Raw genomic sequence first — 19,163 nt, 5'->3', positions numbered from 1 at the left:
ATGTTCAGAGACGTCGCCGTCGTCCTCGACGATCGCTTCCAGCACCTGTTCAAGGGATCGGCGCGTCTGGAGAAGCTCTACGAGGGCTGCCGCTGGGCGGAGGGCCCGGCCTATTTCCCGGCGGGCCGCTATCTGGTCTGGAGCGACATCCCCAACGACCGGATGATGCGCTTCGACGAGACCTCGGGCTCGGTCAGCGTCTTCCGCCATCCGGCAGGCTATTCCAACGGCAACAGTGTGGACCGTCAGGGCCGCCTCGTCACCTGCGAGCACGGCCACCGGCGGGTGACCCGCACGGAGCACGACGGTTCCATCACGGTGCTGGCGAGCCACCATGAAGGCAGGCGCCTCAACTCTCCCAACGACGTAGTGGTGAAATCCGACGGCTCGATCTGGTTCACGGATCCGGCCTACGGCATCGATTCCGACTATGAGGGCCACAAGGCGGACAGCGAGGTCGGCGCCTGCCACGTCTACCGGGTCGATCCGCATTCCGGCGACCTGCGTGTCGTGGCCGACGATTTCGTCCGCCCGAACGGGATCGCCTTCTCGCCCGACGAGACGCGCCTCTACGTGGCCGATACGGGCGCGACCCATGTCAAGGACGGCCCGCGCCATATCCGGGTCTTCGACGTCGATGCCGACGGCAATTTGACGAACGGGAAGGTCTTCGCCACCTGTACGGCGGGCCTGTTCGACGGCTTCCGGCTCGACGAGGCCGGGCGGATCTGGACCAGCGCCGGCGACGGGGTCCATTGCTACGACCCCGACGGCACGCTGATCGGCAAGATCCTGGTGCCGGAAGGGGTCGCCAACCTGGTGTTCGGCGGACCGAAACGCAACCGGCTCTACATCTGCGCCACCACGTCGCTCTACGCGATCATGCTGCCGGTGAACGGGGCCCGGACGTTCTAGCTCCGGGTTCGGCGAGATCAGCGGGCGCCCTGAATCTGGGCCTCGACGGCCGCCTTGTCGATCACCGACCAGACCTGCACGATCCTGCCCTCCCGGAACTCGTAGAAGACGTTTTCCGCGAAGGTGACGCGCCTACCATCGACGGGAACGCCGAGAAACTCCCCCTTCGGGGTGCAGTCGAAGCGCAGGCGGCTTGCGATGCGCGGCGAATCCGACACCAGCAGGTCGATGACGAAATGAAGGTCGGGGATGTCGCGGACGTCCCTCTCCAGCATCGCGCGATAGCCGTCGAGCCCGATCCGCCGGCCGTTATAAACGACATCGTCATGGACGAACCGCTCCAGCCCTGGCCAGTCCCGCTCGTTCAGGCAGGCGATGTAGGCCCGGTAAGCATTGGAAAGATCGGATTCGGTCACGGCGATGGCTCCGTGTTCGCGGATATATGAGACGAAGTTTGCCGCCTGGGCGGAATGATTCAAGGGTGGCGGGAGGTTGGCCCCTGTCATCGGTTTGCGCTCGACGCTAGCGCCCGCAACGTCATGGCCGGTCTTGTGCCGGCCATCCCGATCGGATGAGCGGTGTGCCTTACGGGTCGGGATCCCCGGCACAAGGCCGGTGATGACGACCCGGGCGTGGCTCCCGGCTAATCGCTCACGCGGTCGCGCCCCGCGACCGTCATGAGGGTGGCGGTGAGCAGGGCGATCTGCTTTTCCGTCCCGTCTCGGACCGCGAACACGTCGGTCTGGGCCAGGGTGAGCGTCCGGCCCGCCTTGACGACCCGGCCCCGCGCGACGATGCGCTCGCCGATCCCGGGCGCCAGGAGGTTGATCTTGAACTCGGCCGTCAGGACGCCCGCGCCGGGCGGCATCAGGGTCAGGGCCGCATAGCCGGCAGCGGAATCCGCGATGCTCGCGATGGCTCCCGCGTGGACGAAGCCGTGCTGCTGAGACACCGCCCGGGATGCCGGCAAGGCGATCTCCACCAGGCCCGGCGAGACGCTGACCAGGGATGCGCCCAGGGTTTCCATCAGGCCTTGAGCCGCAAAGCTCGCCCGGACGCGTGCCTCGCCGCCTGGATCTTTCGGTGCCGTATCGTTCATGGAGGTCTCCCCGGGGTTCATCCAGAATCGGCGATCAAAAGCCTTGGAATCAAGCCGCTTTTCCCGCATTGATCCGCCCCATGAGGCATACCGGTTCGTCTTCCGCCCCAAAAATCCGCTCGGGCATCCTCGTCGGCATCGGCCTGATGCTGCTGGGCGTGTTCATGTTCGCCATGAACGACGTCATGGGGAAATGGCTCGTCGCCACCTATTCGGTCGGCCAGGTCCTGCTCCTGCGCAGCGTCGCGGCCCTGGCGGTCCTGCTGCCCGTCATGCGCCGGCAGAAGGTTCCCTTCGCCATCCCGCCGAGGCCTGGGCTGCACGCGGTGCGGATCACCCTCTCGACCCTCGAGGTCGCTTGCTTCTACTGGGCCGTCACCTATCTGCCGCTCGCCGACGTGATGACCTATTATCTGGCCGGGCCGATTTATGTGGCGGCCTTCGCGGCGTTCTGGCTCGGCGAGAGGATCGACAAGCCGCGCATCCTCGCCATCGGGGTCGGCTTCGTGGGCGTGCTGATCGCCCTGCGTCCGTCGCCCGCCACGCTGTCGCTGCCGGCCCTCATCGCGCTCGCCGGAAGCCTCTTCTATTCGCTCCTGATGATCACGACCCGCAAGCTGCGCGAGACCGACGACGCGACGCTCGTGTTCGGCCAGATTCTCGGTGCGCTCATCTTCGGCCTTGTCACCGCGCCCCTCGCCTGGGTGACGCCCGGGCCCGTCGAGCTGGCGGGTCTGTTCCTGCTCGGCATCGTGTCCATGGCGGCTCATGTCTGCGTGAACCGTTCGCTCAAGATCGCGCCGGCCTCCGTGGTCGCACCGTACCAATACACCCTCATCGTGTGGGCCATCGTGCTGGGCTACCTGTTCTTCGGCGACGTCGTGGGATTCTGGACCCTGGTCGGCGCCGCCGTCATCTGCGGCGCGGGTCTTGCCCTGATACTGCTCGAACGCGAGGCCGCGCGGCGCGGCCGCGTGGCGAAGGACATCGAGACGCCGGTGCTGCCGGAGGCGTGATATCCACGCTCGGGCCATCCGTTTCTCAAAGGGATGGTCCGAGAGTCGAACTTGACATGCTGCACTGCGAAGCCGTCAATGAACCTATAAAACACGGGGAGTTCGATGCGCCTGAAGCTTACACTTGCCGCCGCTGCGGCTGGCATTCTCTTTGCATCCGCGGCCTTCGCCCAGGACATCAAGATCGCCCTCATCGCGGGCAAGACCGGGCCGCTCGAGGCCTATGCCAAGCAGACCGAAGCCGGCTTCATGATGGGTCTCGAATATCTCACGAAAGGCACGATGGCGGTGAACGGCCGCAAGATCAGCGTCATCGTGAAGGACGACCAGCTCAAGGCCGATCTCGCCAAGACCCTGCTCGAACAGGCCTACAACGACGACAACGTCGACCTCGCGGTCGGCACCACGTCGTCGGCCGCGGCGCTCGCGATGCTGCCGGTGGCCGAGGAGAACGGCAAGGTGCTGATCGTGGAGCCAGCCGTGGCCGATGCGATCACGGGCGAGAAGTGGAACCGCTTCATCTTCCGCACCGCGCGCAACTCGACCCAGGATGCTTACGGGGCCGCGGCCGCCGTCCCGGCGAGCGGCGACGTCTCGATCGCGACGCTCGCGCAGGATTACGCCTTCGGCAAAGACGGGGTCGCGGCGCTCAAGAACGCGCTCGCACAGATCCGGCCGAACGCCAAGGTGGTGTTCGAGGAATATGCGCCGCAGAACGCAACGGACTTCACGGCCTCCGCCCAGCGCATCTTCGACGCGCTCAAGGACAAGCCCGGCAAGAAGATCATCAACATCATCTGGGCCGGCCAGCATCCCTTGCCCAAGATCGCCGACCTGAAGCCCGAGCGCTTCGGCATCGAGATCGCGCCCGGCGGCAACATCCTGCCGGCCATGCAGATCTACAAGAACTATCCCGGCATGGAAGGCGCCGTGTACTATTATTATGCCTTCCCGAAGAACGCCATGAACGACTGGCTCGTGACGGAGCACCAGAAGCGCTTCAACGCGCCGCCGGACTTCTTCACCGCGGGCGGCTTCGCGGCCGCGTCAGCGGCCGTCACGGCGATCCAGAAGGCGGGCGGCACCGATCCGGAGAAGCTGATCGCCGCCATGGAGGGCATGACCTTCGAGACGCCCAAGGGACCGATGACCTTTCGCAAGGAGGACCATCAGGCCCTGCAGGACATGTACCATTTCAAAGTCAAGGCCGACGGCAAGGACGCGAACGACCTGCTCGACCTCGTCGGCGTCATCCCGGCCGACAAGATGCCGATCCCGGTTCGCAACAAGCGCTGAGCCGACGTGATCCCATCCACGACAGCGACGCCCGCGCTCGAAACGCGCGGGCTGACCGTTCGCTTCGGCGGCCATGTAGCGGTCAACGACGTGTCGTGCCGGTTCACGCCGGGCACGCTCACAGCGATTGTCGGCCCCAACGGCGCCGGCAAGACGACCTACTTCAACCTGATCTCCGGGCAGCTCCGCGCCACGTCCGGACAGGTCGTCGTCGCGGGCGAGGACATCACGCGGCTGCCCGCCTCGGCGCGCACGCGGCGAGGCCTGGGTCGCGCGTTCCAGCTCACCAACCTGTTTCCGCAGCTCACGGCGCTCGAGAATGTCCGCCTCGCGGTGCAGAGCCGGGCGGACGCAGGCTGGTCGATGTTCAGGGTGTGGAACGCGCGCCGCGACCTGATCGACAAGGCGGAGAGCGTGCTGGAACGGGTGCGGCTCGCTGACAAGCGGCACGTGGCCCCGAAGGCCCTGTCGCACGGCGACCAGCGCAAGCTCGAGGTGGCGCTCCTGATCGCCATGGAGCCCAAGGTCTTCATGTTCGACGAGCCGACCGCCGGCATGAGCGTTGATGAGGTGCCGACCGTGCTCGAACTCATCCACGACATCAAGGAGCGCGGCGACGCCACAGTGCTTCTCGTGGAGCACAAGATGGACGTGGTGCGCTCGCTCTCCGACCGGATCATCGTGCTGCACAACGGCACCCTCGTGGCCGACGGCGAGCCCGCCGCGGTCATCGCCTCGCCGGTGGTGCAGGAGGCCTATCTCGGCGTGGAGGCCGCCCGTGGCTGAGCCCCTTCTCCAGCTCGCCGAAGTGCACACGCATATCGGCCCCTACCACATCCTGCACGGTGTCGACTTCGTCGTCCCGGCCGGCGGGTTGACCATGCTGCTCGGCCGCAACGGCGCGGGCAAGACCACGACGCTGCGCACCATCATGGGCCTGTGGCAGGCCTCGTCGGGCAGCATCCGCTTCGACGGCCGCGACATCACGAAAGCCGCCACGCCGGATATCGCGCGCTCGGGCATCGCCTACGTGCCCGAGGCCATGGGCATCTTCACGGATCTGACCGTGCGCGAGAACATTGTGCTCGCGGCCCGCAGCGGGCCGGTCGACAGGAGCAGGCTCGACTGGATCCTCGGCCTCTTCCCCGCCCTCAAGCGCTTCTGGAACCTGCCGGCCGGCAACCTCTCCGGGGGCCAGAAGCAGATGCTCGCCATCGCGCGCGCCATCGCGGAACCGCGCCGCCTGCTCCTCATCGACGAGCCGACGAAAGGTCTCGCGCCCGTGATGGTGCGCTCCATGATCGAAGCCTTCAAGGCGCTGAAAGCGTCCGGCGAGACGATCCTGCTGGTGGAGCAGAACTTCTATGCCGCCTCGGCGCTCGGTGACAATGTGGTCGTGATGGACGACGGGCGCATCGTGCATGCCGGCGCCATGAGCGACCTCGTCGCGGACGCGGACCTGCAGCAGCGCCTGCTCGGCCTTTCCCTGGATGCGCACCAATGAGCGACATGACCGCCGACACCGCCGTCGAGCTGCCGCGCGCCCGGACAGACTGGCTCCCGCTTCTTCTCGTTCCCGCCCTCGCTCTCCTGGCGCTGCCCTTCGTCGGCAGCCCCTCGACCTGGGTGACGCTCACCGTGGCGGGGCTCGCCATGGGCATGATGATCTTCCTCATGGCCTCGGGCCTCACCCTCGTGTTCGGCCTGATGGACATCATCAATTTCGGACACGGAGTGTTCATCTCGCTCGGCGCCTACGCGACGCTCCTCGTGCTCGGGCCGCTCGCCGGCTGGGCGACGGCGGATTCCGTCGGGCTCAATCTCGCGCTCCTTCTGCTCTGCATCCTCGTCGCCATGGCGGTGACGGGCGTGGTCGGGGCGGTGTTCGAGCGCGTCATCGTGCGTCCTGTCTATGGCAGCCACCTGAAGCAGATCCTCGTCACCATGGGCGGGCTGATCGTCGCCGAGCAGCTGATCCATGCCATCTGGGGCGCCTCGCCGATCCCGATCCCGCTGCCGCAATCCCTGCGCGGCGCCTTCGTGTTCGGCGACATCGTCATGGAGCGCTACCGCGTCGTGGCGGTCGCCATCGGGCTCCTGGTCTTCATCGCGATGCAGCTCCTGCTCAACCGCACCCGCCTCGGCCTGCTGATCCGGGCCGGCGTCGAGAACCCCGAGATGGTCGAGGCGCTCGGCTACCGGATCCGCCGCCTCTTCGTCAGCGTCTTCGTCGCCGGGTCGGCGCTGGCAGGCCTCGGCGGCGTCATGTGGGCCTTTTACCGCCAGACCCTCACCGCCGGCATGGGCATGGAGGTGATGGTGCTGGTCTTCATCGTCATCATCATCGGCGGACTCGGTTCCGTGGGCGGCTGCTTCGTCGGCTCGATCCTGGTCGCCCTGGTAGCCAATTACGTCGGCTTCATCGAGCCCAAGCTCGCCCTGATCTCCAACATCCTCGTCATGGCCCTGGTGCTGATCTGGCGTCCGCAGGGCCTGTTTCCGGTGGCCCGCCGATGAGCACGTCTCCCGCCTCCGTCCTCGCGCTTCCCTTCGACGAGACCCGCCCGCGCGGCGGCTTCCTGAACGCGATCCTGTCCTCGGACCTGCCGCGCTCCAAGGTGCTGAGCGCGATCCTGCTGGCGATCCTGCTGCTCCTCGCCGCGACCCCCTTCCTGTTCTCCGGCAGCCAGCCCCTGGGCACCGCCGCGAAGATCTGCGTGTTCGTCGTGCTGGTCGCGAGCTACGACCTTCTCCTCGGCTATTCCGGCATCGTGTCCTTCGCCCACACCATGTTCTTCGGCATAGGCGGCTACGGCATCGCGATCGCGCTCGAGCGCCTGGGCCCGACCTGGGGATCGGCCGCCATCGGCCTGGTCGCGGCGCTCGCGCTGTCTGCGACGCTCGCCGTCGCGATCGGCCTCCTGTCGCTGAGGGTGCGCGCCATCTTCTTCTCTATGATCACCCTGGCGGTGGCCTCGGCGGCGGCCGTGCTGGCGTCGCAACTGTCGGACGTGACCGGCGGCGAGGACGGATTGTCGTTCCAGCTGCCCCCGGCCCTGCGCCCCGCCTTCCGGCTCCTGTCGGAGCCCCTCTTCGGCACCGCCGTCAACGGGCGGCTCCTCGCCTATTACCTCGTCTTCTTCGTCTCGCTCGCCGTGTTCCTCGTCCTCCTGCGCATCGTGAACTCGCCCTTCGGACGGGTGCTGCAGGCGATCCGCGAGAACGAGTTCCGGGCCGAGGCCCTGGGGTACCGGGTCGTCGCCTACCGCACGGCCGCCTCGGTGATCTCGGCCCTCGCGGCGACGATTGCCGGCGCGCTGATGGCCCTGTGGCTGCGTTATAACGGACCCGACACCACCCTGTCGTTCTCGATCATGATCGACATCCTGCTCATGGTGGTGATCGGCGGCATGGGCACCCTCTACGGGGCAGTGATCGGCGCCGCCCTGTTCGTCCTGGCACAGAGCTACCTGCAGGTGCTGATGGCCGCCGGCAGCTCCGCCCTGGCGGGCCTTCCGCTCCTGCCGAACCTCGTCCATCCGGATCGCTGGCTCCTGTGGCTCGGGGCCCTGTTCGTGATTAGCGTCTACGCGTTTCCGGGCGGCATCGTCGGACGGCTGCGGCAAGCCGGGCAATAAAGGTTAGATCCGGAAACCTTCGCGAGCCCCGAACCGTTTTCTCCCAAAGAGCGGAGGAGACGTAATGAGCCGTGCCTTTGTTCGTGAAACCGAGGGTGGCGAAGCCTTCGAGGACCTTCCCGACCGGATGATCAGCCCGCATCATCTGGTGACGCCCTCGGGGCTGGCCCAGATGGATGCGGAAATCGAGTCCCTGCACAAGCGCCTCGCCCAGGCCCAGTCGGCCGACGACAAGGCCGAAGTGGCCCGTCTCAACCGCGACCTGCGCTACTGGTCGGCGCGGCGCGCCTCCTCCGAGGTGGTGCCGCCTCCGACCGACACGGCTCATGTGCGCTTCGGCGCCCGCGTCACCTTCGAACGGGAGGACGGACGGCGCCAGACCTACCGGATCGTCGGCGAGGACGAGGCCGACCCGGCCAAGGGCAGCCTGTCCTACGTGTCACCGCTGGCGCAGGCGCTCATGGGCAAGGAGATCGGCGACGTGGTGCCCATCGGGCAGACCACGGCGGAAATCGTCGAGATCGAGCTGTAGTCTTCCTGTCACCACCGGCCTTGTGCCGGTGATCCCGCTTGTCTGAAGCGCGCGCCATTCCGATCGGGATGGCCGGCACAAGGCCGGCCATGACCGGGTAAGGCTACGCCTCCTCCTCGATGAATCCCAGATCCGCCACCTGCTATCGCTTGCTCGGAACGATCGCCGTCGCTTCGACCTCGAGCCGGGCGGCCTTTTCCACGAGCCGCACGACCTGAACCAGGGCCATGGCCGGATAATGCGCGCCGAACACATCCCGGTAGGCGCGGCCCAGCTCGCGGAGATTGACGAGATACTCGTCGATATCGACCACGTACCAGGTCAGGCGCACGAGGTGCCGGGGCTCGGCCCCTCCCTCGGCCAGGATGGCACGGATGTTCTCGAAGATCTGGCGAGCCTGGGCGACGAAACCGTCGGCGAAGGTCTCGCTCTCGTCCCAGCCCACGATGCCGCCCGTCACCACGACCCGGCCCTCGGCCGCCATGCCGTTGGCGTAGCCCTTGGGTGTGCGCCAGTGCTTCGGGTTGAGAACCTCCGGCCCATCATCGATGCCCAGCATGGGAGCGCCTTCCAGTGCGGCTGTCATTGTGGTTTCCCCCCTTGACGATTGGCGACGGAACCGAGCTCACCGGAGCGTTGGCTCTCCAGCATCTTCAGAAGCTCTCGTGCGATCACGACTTTCTGAACCTCGGTGGCGCCCTCGTAGATGCGCAATGCGCGGATTTCGCGGTAAAGCTCCTCGACCTTGACGCCCTTGGTGACGCCAAGGCCGCCGAAGATCTGAACCGCCTTGTCGATGACGCTCTGCGCCGCTTCCGTCGCGTACATCTTGGCCATCGCCGCCTCGCGCGTGACCCGGGACGCACCCTGATCCTTGGTCCAGGCCGCCCGATAGACGAGAAGCGCCGCGCCGTCCACGCCGGTCGCCATGTCGGCCAGTGCGCCCTGGGTCATCTGCAGATCACCGAGCGGCGCACCGAAGAGTTTGCGCGAGGCGGCGTGCTGCAGTGCCTCGGCGAGCGCGCGGCGGGCGAGCCCAAGCGCGGCGGCTCCGACCGTGGAGCGGAACACGTCGAGGGTCGCCATGGCGACCTTGAAGCCTTCGCCGGGACCGCCGATCCGGTTTGCCACCGGAACCCGGCAGCCTTCGAAGCGCAGGGTCGCGAGAGGATGCGGCGCGATCACGTCGATGCGGTTCTCGATGCTCAACCCGGGCGTCTGCGCATCGACCACGTAGGCGGACAGGCCCTTTGCGCCGGGCGCTTCGCCCGAGCGCGCGAAGACCACGTAATGATCCGCGATCCCCCCGTTCGAGATCCAGGTCTTCACTCCGTCGATCCGCACGTGGTCCGATCCATCCGGTGTCGCCGTGGTGCTCATGGCCGCCACGTCCGACCCCGCCTCGGGCTCCGAGAGCGCGAAGGCCGCGATGGCCTCGCCCCGCGCGACCGGCGGCAGGTAACGGTCCTTGAGCGCATCCGAACCGAACAAGGTGATCGGCCCCGTGCCGAGGCCCTGCATGGCGAAGGCGAAATCCGCCAGGCCCTCGTGCGCGGCCAGCGTTTCCCGCGCAAGGCACAGGGTGCGTACGTCGAAGGACGGGAAGAGGCCGCCATGAGCCTGCGGCACCACCGCCCTCAGCCATCCGCCTTCGCCGAGGCGCCGCACGAGGCGGCGGCAGGAGGCATCCACGTCGTGGTGATCGACGAGAGGTCGGACCTCCCGGGCCGCCCAGGCGTTAAGCCCGGCGGCGAATTCCCGGTGCCGGCCCTCGAAGAACGGCCAGGAGAGAAAGCTCGCATCGATCACGTCAATCTCCCTTGAAAACCGGTTTCTCTTTCGCCGCGAAAGCGCGGTAGGCGCGGGCGAAATCCTCCGTCGTCATGCACAGGGCCTGCGCGACGGCCTCCGCCTCGATGGCCTCCTCCACCGACATGGCCCATTCCATGGCGAGCATGCGCTTGGTCATGGTGTTGGCATAGGTCGGTCCGGTGCCGATCGCGCCCGCGAGGATGCCTGCTTCCGTGGGAAGATCGGCGGCCGCGACGAGGCGGCTGAAGAAGCCCCAGCGCTCGCCCTCCTCGGCGCTCATGAACCGTCCCGTGTAGAGGAGTTCGGACGCGCGGCCCTGGCCGATGATGCGCGGGAGAATCGCGCAGGCGCCCATGTCGCAGCCGGCGAGTCCGACCTTGTTGAACAGGAACGCCACCTTGGCGCCGGGCGCCGCGAGGCGGATGTCGGACGCCATGGCGATGATGGCGCCGGCTCCCGCGCAGATACCCTCGACCGCCGCCACGATCGGCTGCGGCGCGGCGCGCATGGCCTTGACCAGTTCGCCCGTCATGCGCGTGAAGGCGGTGAGGCCCTTGGTGTCCATCTCGACGAGCGGACCGATGATCTCGAACACGTCGCCGCCGGACGAGAAATTGCCGCCGGCTCCGCTGATGACCACGGCCTTGACGTCTTCGTCCTTGGCGCAGGCGTGGAAGAAATCGGTCAGCTCGCGGTAGCTCTCGAAGGTGAGCGGATTTTTTCGGTCCGGACGGTTCAGGGTGAGGTTCGCCACAGGACCGTCGACGGTCAGGAGGAAATGACGCGGCTCGTAGGACGCGAGCGGCAGGGTGACGGAATTGGCAAACCGGGTCACTGATCGTCTCCCATGATGGCACGCCGGGCGGACAGCTTGGTCTTCGCGAGAAGCCGCATGAGATCCGTGCGGTCCTTTGCGTTGAGATCGCCGAAAAGGTCGGCGATCCAATGTTCATGCTCGCCCGCCATGGTCCGGAACTCGGCGCGGCCTTCGTCGGTCAGACTGATCACCATGGCGCGCCGGTCCGTCGGCGATACGGTCCGGACCACATGGCCCGACGCGACGAGCCGATCGACGAGGCCCGTGAGGTTGCCGTTCGACACCATCATGCGCTTCGAGAGATCGGACAGCATCATGCCGTCCGGAGCCTTGTCGAGCTGCGCCATCAGGTCGAAGCGGGGGAGCGTGACGTCGAAGCGCTCGCGCAGGCGGCGGCGCACCTCGCCCTCGATCAGGGTTGAGCAGGTGAGAAGCCGCAGCCACAGGCGCAGCTCCTCCCGGTGGTCCTCGGGCTGCTCGACGGCCTTGGTCTCGGCGTCGAGAGGAATGGCTTGGTCGTCCATCGTCACAGTTCTCCCCCGGCCACCACGATCGCCTGTCCGGTCACGGAGCGCGCGCTCTCGCCGCACAGCCAGACGACCGCATCGGCGATCTCCGCGGGATCGATCAGTCGACCCTGCGGATTGTGCTTCACGAGTTCGGCGAGCGCCTCGTCGCGGGTCCTGTTGGTTTTCGCCATGATCCGGTCGAGGCTCTCGGCCACCAGATCGGTGTCGGAAAATCCCGGGCAGACCGCATTGACGGTGACGCCGGTCTTCGCGGTCTCGAGCGCAAGCGCACGCACGAAGCCGATGACCGCGTGCTTGGCGGCGCAATAGGCGCTCACATAGGGATAGCCCTTGAGGCCCGCGGTGGACGCCACCGCGACGATGCGCCCGAAGCCGCGCTCCGTCATAGAGCCGAGGACAGCCTGCGCCATGGTGGTGACGCCGAGCAGGTTCACGTCAAGCATCCGCCGGAACATGTCGGGGTCCGATTTCAGGAACGGCGCGGACGCGGCCGAACCCGCATTGGCAATCATGAGATCGACCGGACCATGACGGTCGACCGCGGCCTGCACGGCGCGCTGAACCGCCTGCAGATCCGTCACGTCGGCCACGGTCGCCGCATGAGCGTCGCCCAGCGCGACCGCCTGTTCGAGCGACGCGGCAGACCTTCCGACGACGGTGACCGTCGCACCGGCCTTCACGAGCGATGCCGCGATGGCGCGGCCGATCCCGCGGCCGCCACCGGTCACCAGGGCATGCCGCCCCTTGAGAGGAGTCATGATCATCTCACTCCGCCGCGAGAGGCTTCTCGCCGGCCTCCATCTTCAGCTCCGCCCGGGTCTTGGGCTTCGCTTTCACCTTGAGCTCTTCCAGATCCTGACGGTCGCGAACGGAGTTGCGGAAGATCTGGTCCTTGCCGGCGAGATATTGCGGTGGGCAATGGATGTCCTTGGCGCCGTACCAGGCCGCGGCCTTCATGGTGAAGAACGGATCGACGAGATGCGGCCGGCCGAGAGCGACGAGATCCGCGCGGCCGGCGGCCAGGATCGTGTTCACCTGATCGGCCGCCGTGATGTTGCCGACGCACATGGTGGCGACCCGTGCCTCGTTGCGCACCTGATCGGAGAACGGCGTCTGGAACATGCGCCCGTAGATCGGCCGCGCCTGGCGGACGGTCTGTCCCGTCGAGACGTCGACGAGATCAACGCCGTGCTCCGCGAAGGCACGGGCGATCCCGACCGCATCGTCGCCCGTGATGCCGCCCTCGGCCCAGTCGGTCGCCGAGATGCGCACCGACATGGGCTTGTGCGCGGGCCAGACCTCGCGCATGGCGTCGAACACCTCGAGCGGAAACCGCAGCCGGTTCTCGAGAGAGCCGCCATAATCGTCCGTGCGCCGGTTCGTGAGCGGCGACAGGAAGCTCGCCAGCAGGTAGCCGTGGGCGCAGTGCAGCTCGAGCATGTCGAACCCGGCCCGTTCGCCGCGCCTTGCGGCCTCGACGAACTGCGACGTGATGAGGTCCATGTCGGCGCGGGTTGCCTCACGCGGCACCTTGCTGTCCTCGAAATAGGGAATCGGAGACGCCGAGCAGATGTCCCAGGCGCCCTCCTCAAGCGGCCGGTCGATGCCCTCCCACATGAGCTTGGTGGCACCCTTGCGGCCGGAATGGCCGAGCTGGAGGCAGAACTTCGCACCGGAATTGGCGTGAATGAAATCGACGATCCGCTTCCAGGCGGCCTCCTGCTCGTCGTTCCACAAGCCGGTGCATCCGAGCGTGATGCGCGCCTCCGGGGACACGCAGGTCATTTCCGTGAAGACCAGTCCCGCGCCGCCTGTGGCGCGCGCGCCGTAATGCACGAGGTGGAAATCCCCCGGCACGCCGTCCTTGGCCGAATACATATCCATCGGCGAGACCACGACCCGGTTCGGAACGATCATCTCGCGCAGGCGGAAGGGCTGGAACATGGGGGTGTTCGGCCTCTCCACCGAGACCTCGAAGCCCTGCTGCCGCACCTGCTTGGCGAAGGTCCGGTCGACCGCCGCCACGAAGTCGGGCGCGCGCAGGCGCAGGTTGTCGTAGGTGATCGCCTTGGCGCGGGTCATCACCCCGAACGCGAACTGCACCGGGTCGAAATCCCAGAAGCGCGCCACGTGCTCGAACCAGACCAGGGACACGTCGGCCGCGTGCTGCGTCTTCTCGACCTCCTCGCGACGCCCGGTCTCGTAGAGGGACAGCGCACCCTCGACGCCGGGCTCGCGGCGGAAGGCCTCGTAGAGCGCGATCGCATCCTCCATGGCGAGCTTCGTGCCCGACCCGATCGAGAAATGCGCCGACGCCTTGGCATCGCCGAGCAGCACCTTGTTGCCCATCACCCAGCGCTTGCTGCGGATCATCGGGAAGTTGCGCCAGATCGACCGGTTGGTGAGAATGCGGTGCCCGCCCAGGAACCAGCCGAAGATCTTCTCCATGAGCGCGGCCGACTCGGCCTCGCTCATGTCCTTCAGCCCGGCCCGCTCGAAAGTCTCCGGATCGGTCTCGAACACCCAGGTCGAGCGATTCGCCTCATATTGGTAGGCATGGGCGATGAACGGCCCCCACTCCGTTTCCTGGAAGATGAACGTGAAGGCGTCGAGCGGCTTCGTCGAGCCCATCCAGGTGAACTTGTTGGGCCGCAGGTCCACCTCCGGCTGGAAGTGGTCCGCATAGCGCTCGCGGAAGCGGCTGTTGATGCCGTCCGCCACGACCACGAGGTCCGCGTCGGCGAACAGGCTCTCGTCGTCCACGTCGGCCTCGTAGCGCAGGCCCACGCCGAGCTCCTCCGCCCGATCCTGCAGGATCAGGAGCAGCGTGCGGCGCGAGCAGCCGCAGAAGCCGTTGCCGCCGATCCGGTGCTCGGTGCCGCGGAAATGGATGGCGATGTCGTCCCAATAGGCGAATTCCCGCACGATCCGCCGGTAGCTGGGCAGGTCGTACTTCTCGAAATTGTCCAGGGTCGCGTCGGAGAACACGACTCCGAAGCCGAACGTCTCGTCGGCGCGGTTGCGCTCATACACCGTGATGTCGGAATCCGGCCGAAGCTTCTTCAGCAGGATCGCGAAATAGAGCCCCGCCGGGCCACCGCCGATGATCGCCGTCTTCATGAGAATCCTACCCAACGATTGCGCTTATTGTTTTAAGCTTAAAATAATTGCGGATCAACCTGCCGCCGCCGATCCTCCGCCGGATCCTGCAAGCGGGACAGTCAGGCGCTCATCGCCGCCTGGTGGTTGTCGGCCTCCTGGGCGATCTGGCGCAGGGCGAAGCGCTGCAGCTTGCCGGTCTGGGTGCGCGGGAGGGCGTCCACGAACTCGATGAGTCGCGGGTACTTGTAGGGCGCGATCTCGGCCTTCACGTGATCCTGGAGCACCTTCGTCAGATCGGGCCCGGGCGTCTGGCCGGGGCGCAGAACCACATAGGCCTTGACCACAGTGCCGCGCCCGTCGTCGGGCGCTCCCACCACGCCGCATTCCGCCACGGCCGGATGGGTGAGGAGCGCGGCCTCGACCTCCGGGCCGGCGATGTTGTAGCCGGCCGAGATGATCATGTCGTCGGAGCGGGCCTGGTACCAGAAGTACCCATCCTCATCCATGAGGTAGGTGTCACCGGTGACGTTCCAGCCGTCCAGCACGTATTTGCCCTGCCGATCGTCGGCGAGATAGCGGCACCCGGTCGGCCCGCGCACCGCCAGACGGCCGATGCTGCCGGGCGGCAGGTCGCGCCCTTCTTCGTCGATCACCTTCGCCTCGTAGCCCGGGACCGGCTTGCCGGTCGCGCCGGGGCGGATCTCGTCCTCGGTGGCGGCGATGAAGATGTGCAGCATTTCCGTCGCGCCGATCCCGTCCATGAGCCGGATGTTCGTGGCGGCCTTCCAAGCCTCGAACGTGCCCTTCGGCAGCGGCTCGCCGGCCGAGACGCATTTGCGCAGGGACGAGATGTCGTAGCCCTCGAGCTTCGACAGCATGGCGCGATACGCGGTCGGCGCCGTGAAGCAGATGGTCGCCCGGTACTGCATGATGGCGGGCAGAAGATCGTCGGGACCCGCCTTCTCCAGCAGCACGGTGGAGGCGCCGACCCGCATGGGGAACAGCACGATCCCGCCGAGCCCGAAGGTGAAGGCAAGCGGCGGTGAGCCGATGAAGCGGTCGCTCGCCTCCGGCCGCAGAACGTTCCCAGCATAGCCGTCGCAGATCGCCAGCATGTCCCGGTGGAAATGCATGGTGCCCTTGGGCTCGCCCGTCGTGCCGGAGGTGAACCCGATCAGGCAGACGTCGTCCGCCGCCGTATCGACCGCTTCGAATTCCGGCGACACCTCCGCCATCAGGGCTTCGAGACTGTCGGATTGTCCCGAGCCCCAGTACACCACGTGCTGCAGATCCGGGGCCAGCGTCCGGGCTCGCTCCATCTCGTCCGCCAGCCGATGGTCGCAGAATGCGATGGTGATCTTCGCCTTTTTCAGCGGATAAGCGATTTCCTTGGCGCGCAGGAGCGGCATGGTGGCCACCACGATGCCGCCGGCCTTCAGGACCGCCATATAGGCGGCCACCATCATCGGATTGTTGGCGGACCGCAGCAGGACGCGGTTGCCGGCCACGAAGCCGAGCCGGTGGACCAGGACGTTGCAGATGCGGTTCACTCGCTCCTGCAGTGCCCGGTAGGTCAGGGTCTCGGTCGGGCAGATCAGACAGGGTTCGTCCCCCCGGCCCTCCTCGACCCACCGATCGAGAAACGCGACGGCGCAGTTCAGGCGCTCGGGATATTGGAGCTCCGGCCGGGAGAACCGGAATTCCGGCCACTGGTCCCGAGGCGGAAGATTGTCCCTCGCGAAGGTATCCACATGCGCCGTGTCGGCCATCGTCCGCTCCTCTGTCTTATTGTGAGCCGGGAGGACGCGGCGCGTTCAGCTTGGCCAGGCCCAGGCGGCACGCCGGGGGATCGCGCTGCATGGCGAACCCCGTGTCGCTGCCCGTCCGCGGCCAATCACGCGCTCGTCATTCCGCCTGCCTTCGTGTGCGAAATAATCCGCTTGAAGAACCGGAGAAATATTTTAATCTTAAAACAATCCTTGGCAATCCCAAAGATTGGGCAAAGACTGGGGATGCCGGGGGAAGAGCTCCGACAAAGGGAGTGTTCGGCAGAAACGATTTGCGGCAGAGTAGCGCCGCCTTGTCCGTCGAGACGCCTCGCGTCCCGCCGGAAACAATCACGCAGCACAGCAAATGTGCGCAGGGAACAGCCACTCGGGAGACAATGATGAACGTGACGATCAAAACCCTTGGCCTCGCAGCCGCCGTCGGATTGGCGGCGGTGCCGGCCATGGCGCAGGAGAAGCTGAAGGTCGGCCTGCTGCTGACCCTGTCCGGCCCTTCGGCCGTGCTCGGCCAGCACGCCCGCGACGGCTTCCAGCTCGCGGTGAAGGACCTCGGCGGCAAGCTCGGCGGTCGCGATGTCGAGGTGATCGTCGTCGACGACGAATTGAAGCCCGACGTGGCGGTGACCAAGGTGAAGGGCCTTCTGGAGCGCGACAAGGTCGATTTCGTGGTCGGACCGATCTTCTCCAACGTGGCGGTCGCGACGCAGAAGCCCATCGTCGACGCCAAGACCTTCTACATTAGCGTGAATGCCGGCCCCTCGAACCTCGCCGGCAAGAGCTGCAGCCCGTACTTCTTCGCCACGTCGTACCAGAACGACCAGAACCACGAGGTTCTCGGCAAGGTCGCACAGGACCGCGGCTACAAGAAGGTCTACCTGCTCGCGCCGAACTACCAAGCCGGCAAGGACGCGCTCGCCGGGTTCAAGCGCCACTACAAGGGCGAGATCGTCGAGGAATCCTACACCCCGCTGAACACCCTCGACTTCCAGTCAGAGCTTGCCAAGATCGCCTCCATGCAGCCGGACGCGATCTTCACCTTCATGCCGGGCGGCATGGGCGTGAACCTGGTCAAGCAGTACCGTGCGGCTGGTCTTGCCGACCGCATCCCGTTCCTCTCCGCCTTCACCGTGGACGAGACCAACCTGCCGGCGCAGCAGGATGCCGCCATCGGCATGCTGAGCGGCTCGAACTGGGCTCCGAACATGGACACCCCGGAGAACAAGAAGTTCGTCGCAGCCTTCGAGGCCGCCTACAACACGGTGCCGGCCTCCTACGCCATGCATTCCTACGACGCGGCCCTGCTGATCGACTCCGCCCTCAAGGCGACCGGCGGCAAGACCGACGACAAGGAGGCGCTGCGCGCCGCCATCAAGAAGGCGGAGTTCAAGTCCCTGCGCGGTGACTTCAAGTTCGGCGCGAACGGCTTCCCGATCCAGGACTTCTATCTCGTCAAGGCCGCGAAGCGTTCCGACGGCAAGCTGGAGACGGAGATCGTCGAGAAGGTGTTCGACGACTACACCGACGCCTATGCCAAGGAATGTGCCGCCACGAACTGACGCGCATCGCAACAGCGAGCGGTCCGTCCTCGCGGAGCGGATCGCTCGTTGGTCTTTGACGCAAACTATCCCGGTGCTTCCGCATGGAAGCGCCCGATCGGAGCTTGGTCGATGCAGGCCACTAGCCGGTGACGTGCCGATGAACGCAACACTTCTCTTCGTCCAGGCTCTGAACGGCCTCCAATTCGGCCTCATCCTCTTTCTCATCGCGGCCGGGCTGACCCTGGTGTTCGGCGTGATGGACTTCATCAATCTCGCCCATGGCGTGCAGTACATGGTCGGCGCCTATCTGGTGGCGGCGTTTAGCGCCTGGACCGGGAGCTTCGGCTGGGCGCTGCTCCTCGCCCTGCCCTCCGCGCTAGCCTTCGGCCTTCTGCTCGAAGTGCTGGTCTTCAGGCATCTCTACGATCGCGATCATCTCGACCAGGTGCTCGCGACCTTCGGGGTGATCCTGTTCCTGAACCAGGGCGTGAAGTTCGTCTGGGGCGCAGCCCCCCTGAGCGTCCCCGTTCCCGAACTCTTGTCCGGCTCCATCGAGATCGCGAGCGGCCTTCTCTATCCTGTCTATCGCCTCGCGATCATCGCAGCAGGCCTCGTGGTCGCGGCCCTGCTCTACGCCCTCGTCAACCACACGCGGGTCGGCATGCTCGTGCGCGCCGGCGCCAGCAATGCCGCCATGGTGTCGGCGCTGGGCGTCAACATCCAGCGGCTGTTCATGATCGTGTTCGGCTTCGGCGCCATGCTGGCGGGCTTTGCCGGCGCGATGGTGGCGCCGATCCTGTCGGTCGAGCCTGGCATGGGCGACAACATTCTGATCCTCGCCTTCGTGGTCATCGTGATCGGCGGAATCGGGTCGATCCGCGGTGCGTTCCTCGCAGCCCTCCTGATCGGCCTGGTGGATACGGTCGGGCGCAGCTTCGCCCCGAACCTGCTGCGCCTCGTGCTCGATCCCGCGGCCGCAAGCCAGACCGGCCGGGCCATCGCCCCGATGCTGATCTACATCTTCATGGCTGCGGTGCTGTTCTTCCGCCCGTCCGGCCTGTTTCCCGTGAAGCGCTAAGGT

At 66.5% G+C, this 19,163-nt stretch carries 19 protein-coding genes; 10 read left to right on the top strand and 9 right to left on the bottom strand.

The annotated features are described in order from the left end of the window. Entirely contained in the window at positions 1-915 is a 915-nt protein-coding gene (locus HPT29_RS08375; protein ID WP_173949543.1) for an SMP-30/gluconolactonase/LRE family protein, read from the top strand. Positions 916-932: 17 nt separating this feature from the next. On the opposite strand, the gene HPT29_RS08370 is transcribed toward HPT29_RS08375, so the two are convergent. Further along, positions 933-1,331: an ester cyclase gene (locus HPT29_RS08370; RefSeq protein WP_173949544.1), complete on the bottom strand. Its 399-nt coding sequence runs from the start codon at positions 1,329-1,331 to the stop codon at positions 933-935. A 227-nt stretch (positions 1,332-1,558) separates the two neighbouring features. Next, positions 1,559-2,014: a PaaI family thioesterase gene (locus tag HPT29_RS08365; RefSeq protein ID WP_173949545.1), complete on the bottom strand. Its 456-nt coding sequence runs from the start codon at positions 2,012-2,014 to the stop codon at positions 1,559-1,561. Positions 2,015-2,094: 80 nt separating this feature from the next. Between HPT29_RS08365 and HPT29_RS08360 the strand changes: the two genes are divergently transcribed. The 7 genes from HPT29_RS08360 (at position 2,095) to greA (ending at position 8,496) form a co-directional block, all read left to right on the top strand. Next, on the top strand, positions 2,095-3,030 hold the full coding sequence (locus HPT29_RS08360) for a DMT family transporter (protein ID WP_173949546.1): 936 nt from the start codon (positions 2,095-2,097) through the stop codon (positions 3,028-3,030). A gap of 105 nt (positions 3,031-3,135) precedes the next feature. Beyond that, positions 3,136-4,326 (top strand): substrate-binding domain-containing protein, encoded by a 1,191-nt coding sequence (locus tag HPT29_RS08355; RefSeq protein WP_173949547.1) that lies wholly within the window; start codon positions 3,136-3,138, stop codon positions 4,324-4,326. 6 nt (positions 4,327-4,332) lie between these two features. Then, positions 4,333-5,112 carry an ABC transporter ATP-binding protein gene (locus tag HPT29_RS08350; RefSeq protein ID WP_173949548.1) on the top strand — a complete coding sequence of 260 codons (780 nt, stop codon included), beginning with the start codon at positions 4,333-4,335 and terminating at the stop codon, positions 5,110-5,112. After that, complete coding sequence (locus tag HPT29_RS08345) at positions 5,105-5,830, top strand: ABC transporter ATP-binding protein (RefSeq protein ID WP_173949549.1); 726 nt, start codon at positions 5,105-5,107, stop codon at positions 5,828-5,830. Before HPT29_RS08350 ends, HPT29_RS08345 begins: the two co-directional genes overlap by 8 nt. Continuing rightward, entirely contained in the window at positions 5,827-6,843 is a 1,017-nt protein-coding gene (locus tag HPT29_RS08340; protein WP_173949550.1) for a branched-chain amino acid ABC transporter permease, read from the top strand. Before HPT29_RS08345 ends, HPT29_RS08340 begins: the two co-directional genes overlap by 4 nt. After that, on the top strand, positions 6,840-7,964 hold the full coding sequence (locus HPT29_RS08335) for a branched-chain amino acid ABC transporter permease (RefSeq protein ID WP_259060519.1): 1,125 nt from the start codon (positions 6,840-6,842) through the stop codon (positions 7,962-7,964). Before HPT29_RS08340 ends, HPT29_RS08335 begins: the two co-directional genes overlap by 4 nt. Positions 7,965-8,028: 64 nt before the next feature. Then, a complete protein-coding gene (gene greA, locus HPT29_RS08330; protein ID WP_173949551.1) occupies positions 8,029-8,496 on the top strand; it encodes a transcription elongation factor GreA in 468 nt (155 codons plus the stop codon). A 142-nt stretch (positions 8,497-8,638) separates the two neighbouring features. Here the strand turns inward: greA and HPT29_RS08325 are convergent, their stop codons facing one another. From HPT29_RS08325 to HPT29_RS08295, 7 genes are all read right to left on the bottom strand, one after another. Next, positions 8,639-9,082 (bottom strand): RidA family protein, encoded by a 444-nt coding sequence (locus HPT29_RS08325; protein ID WP_173949552.1) that lies wholly within the window; start codon positions 9,080-9,082, stop codon positions 8,639-8,641. After that, complete coding sequence (locus HPT29_RS08320; protein WP_173949553.1) at positions 9,079-10,305, bottom strand: acyl-CoA dehydrogenase family protein; 1,227 nt, start codon at positions 10,303-10,305, stop codon at positions 9,079-9,081. Before HPT29_RS08320 ends, HPT29_RS08325 begins: the two co-directional genes overlap by 4 nt. 1 nt (position 10,306) lies before the next feature. Beyond that, positions 10,307-11,143: an enoyl-CoA hydratase family protein gene (locus HPT29_RS08315; protein WP_173949554.1), complete on the bottom strand. Its 837-nt coding sequence runs from the start codon at positions 11,141-11,143 to the stop codon at positions 10,307-10,309. Further along, positions 11,140-11,649 carry a MarR family winged helix-turn-helix transcriptional regulator gene (locus HPT29_RS08310; RefSeq protein ID WP_173949555.1) on the bottom strand — a complete coding sequence of 170 codons (510 nt, stop codon included), beginning with the start codon at positions 11,647-11,649 and terminating at the stop codon, positions 11,140-11,142. Before HPT29_RS08310 ends, HPT29_RS08315 begins: the two co-directional genes overlap by 4 nt. 2 nt (positions 11,650-11,651) lie before the next feature. Beyond that, positions 11,652-12,419 (bottom strand): SDR family NAD(P)-dependent oxidoreductase, encoded by a 768-nt coding sequence (locus HPT29_RS08305; RefSeq protein ID WP_173949556.1) that lies wholly within the window; start codon positions 12,417-12,419, stop codon positions 11,652-11,654. Position 12,420: 1 nt separating this feature from the next. Beyond that, on the bottom strand, positions 12,421-14,775 hold the full coding sequence (locus HPT29_RS08300) for a bifunctional salicylyl-CoA 5-hydroxylase/oxidoreductase (protein WP_173949557.1): 2,355 nt from the start codon (positions 14,773-14,775) through the stop codon (positions 12,421-12,423). Between the two features lie 101 nt (positions 14,776-14,876). Next, complete coding sequence (locus HPT29_RS08295; RefSeq protein WP_173949558.1) at positions 14,877-16,526, bottom strand: benzoate-CoA ligase family protein; 1,650 nt, start codon at positions 16,524-16,526, stop codon at positions 14,877-14,879. Positions 16,527-16,924: 398 nt separating this feature from the next. On the opposite strand from HPT29_RS08295, the gene HPT29_RS08290 reads away from it, so the two are divergent. Beyond that, complete coding sequence (locus tag HPT29_RS08290; RefSeq protein ID WP_173949559.1) at positions 16,925-18,100, top strand: ABC transporter substrate-binding protein; 1,176 nt, start codon at positions 16,925-16,927, stop codon at positions 18,098-18,100. A gap of 139 nt (positions 18,101-18,239) precedes the next feature. After that, positions 18,240-19,160, top strand: coding sequence for a branched-chain amino acid ABC transporter permease (locus HPT29_RS08285; RefSeq protein ID WP_173949560.1), 921 nt, complete (start codon positions 18,240-18,242; stop codon positions 19,158-19,160). Positions 19,161-19,163 lie beyond the last annotated feature (3 nt).

Source organism: Microvirga terrae, from assembly GCF_013307435.2.
Taxonomy (GTDB): Bacteria; Pseudomonadota; Alphaproteobacteria; order Rhizobiales; family Beijerinckiaceae; genus Microvirga; species Microvirga terrae.
This window is presented reverse-complemented; position numbering and strand designations above follow the sequence as displayed.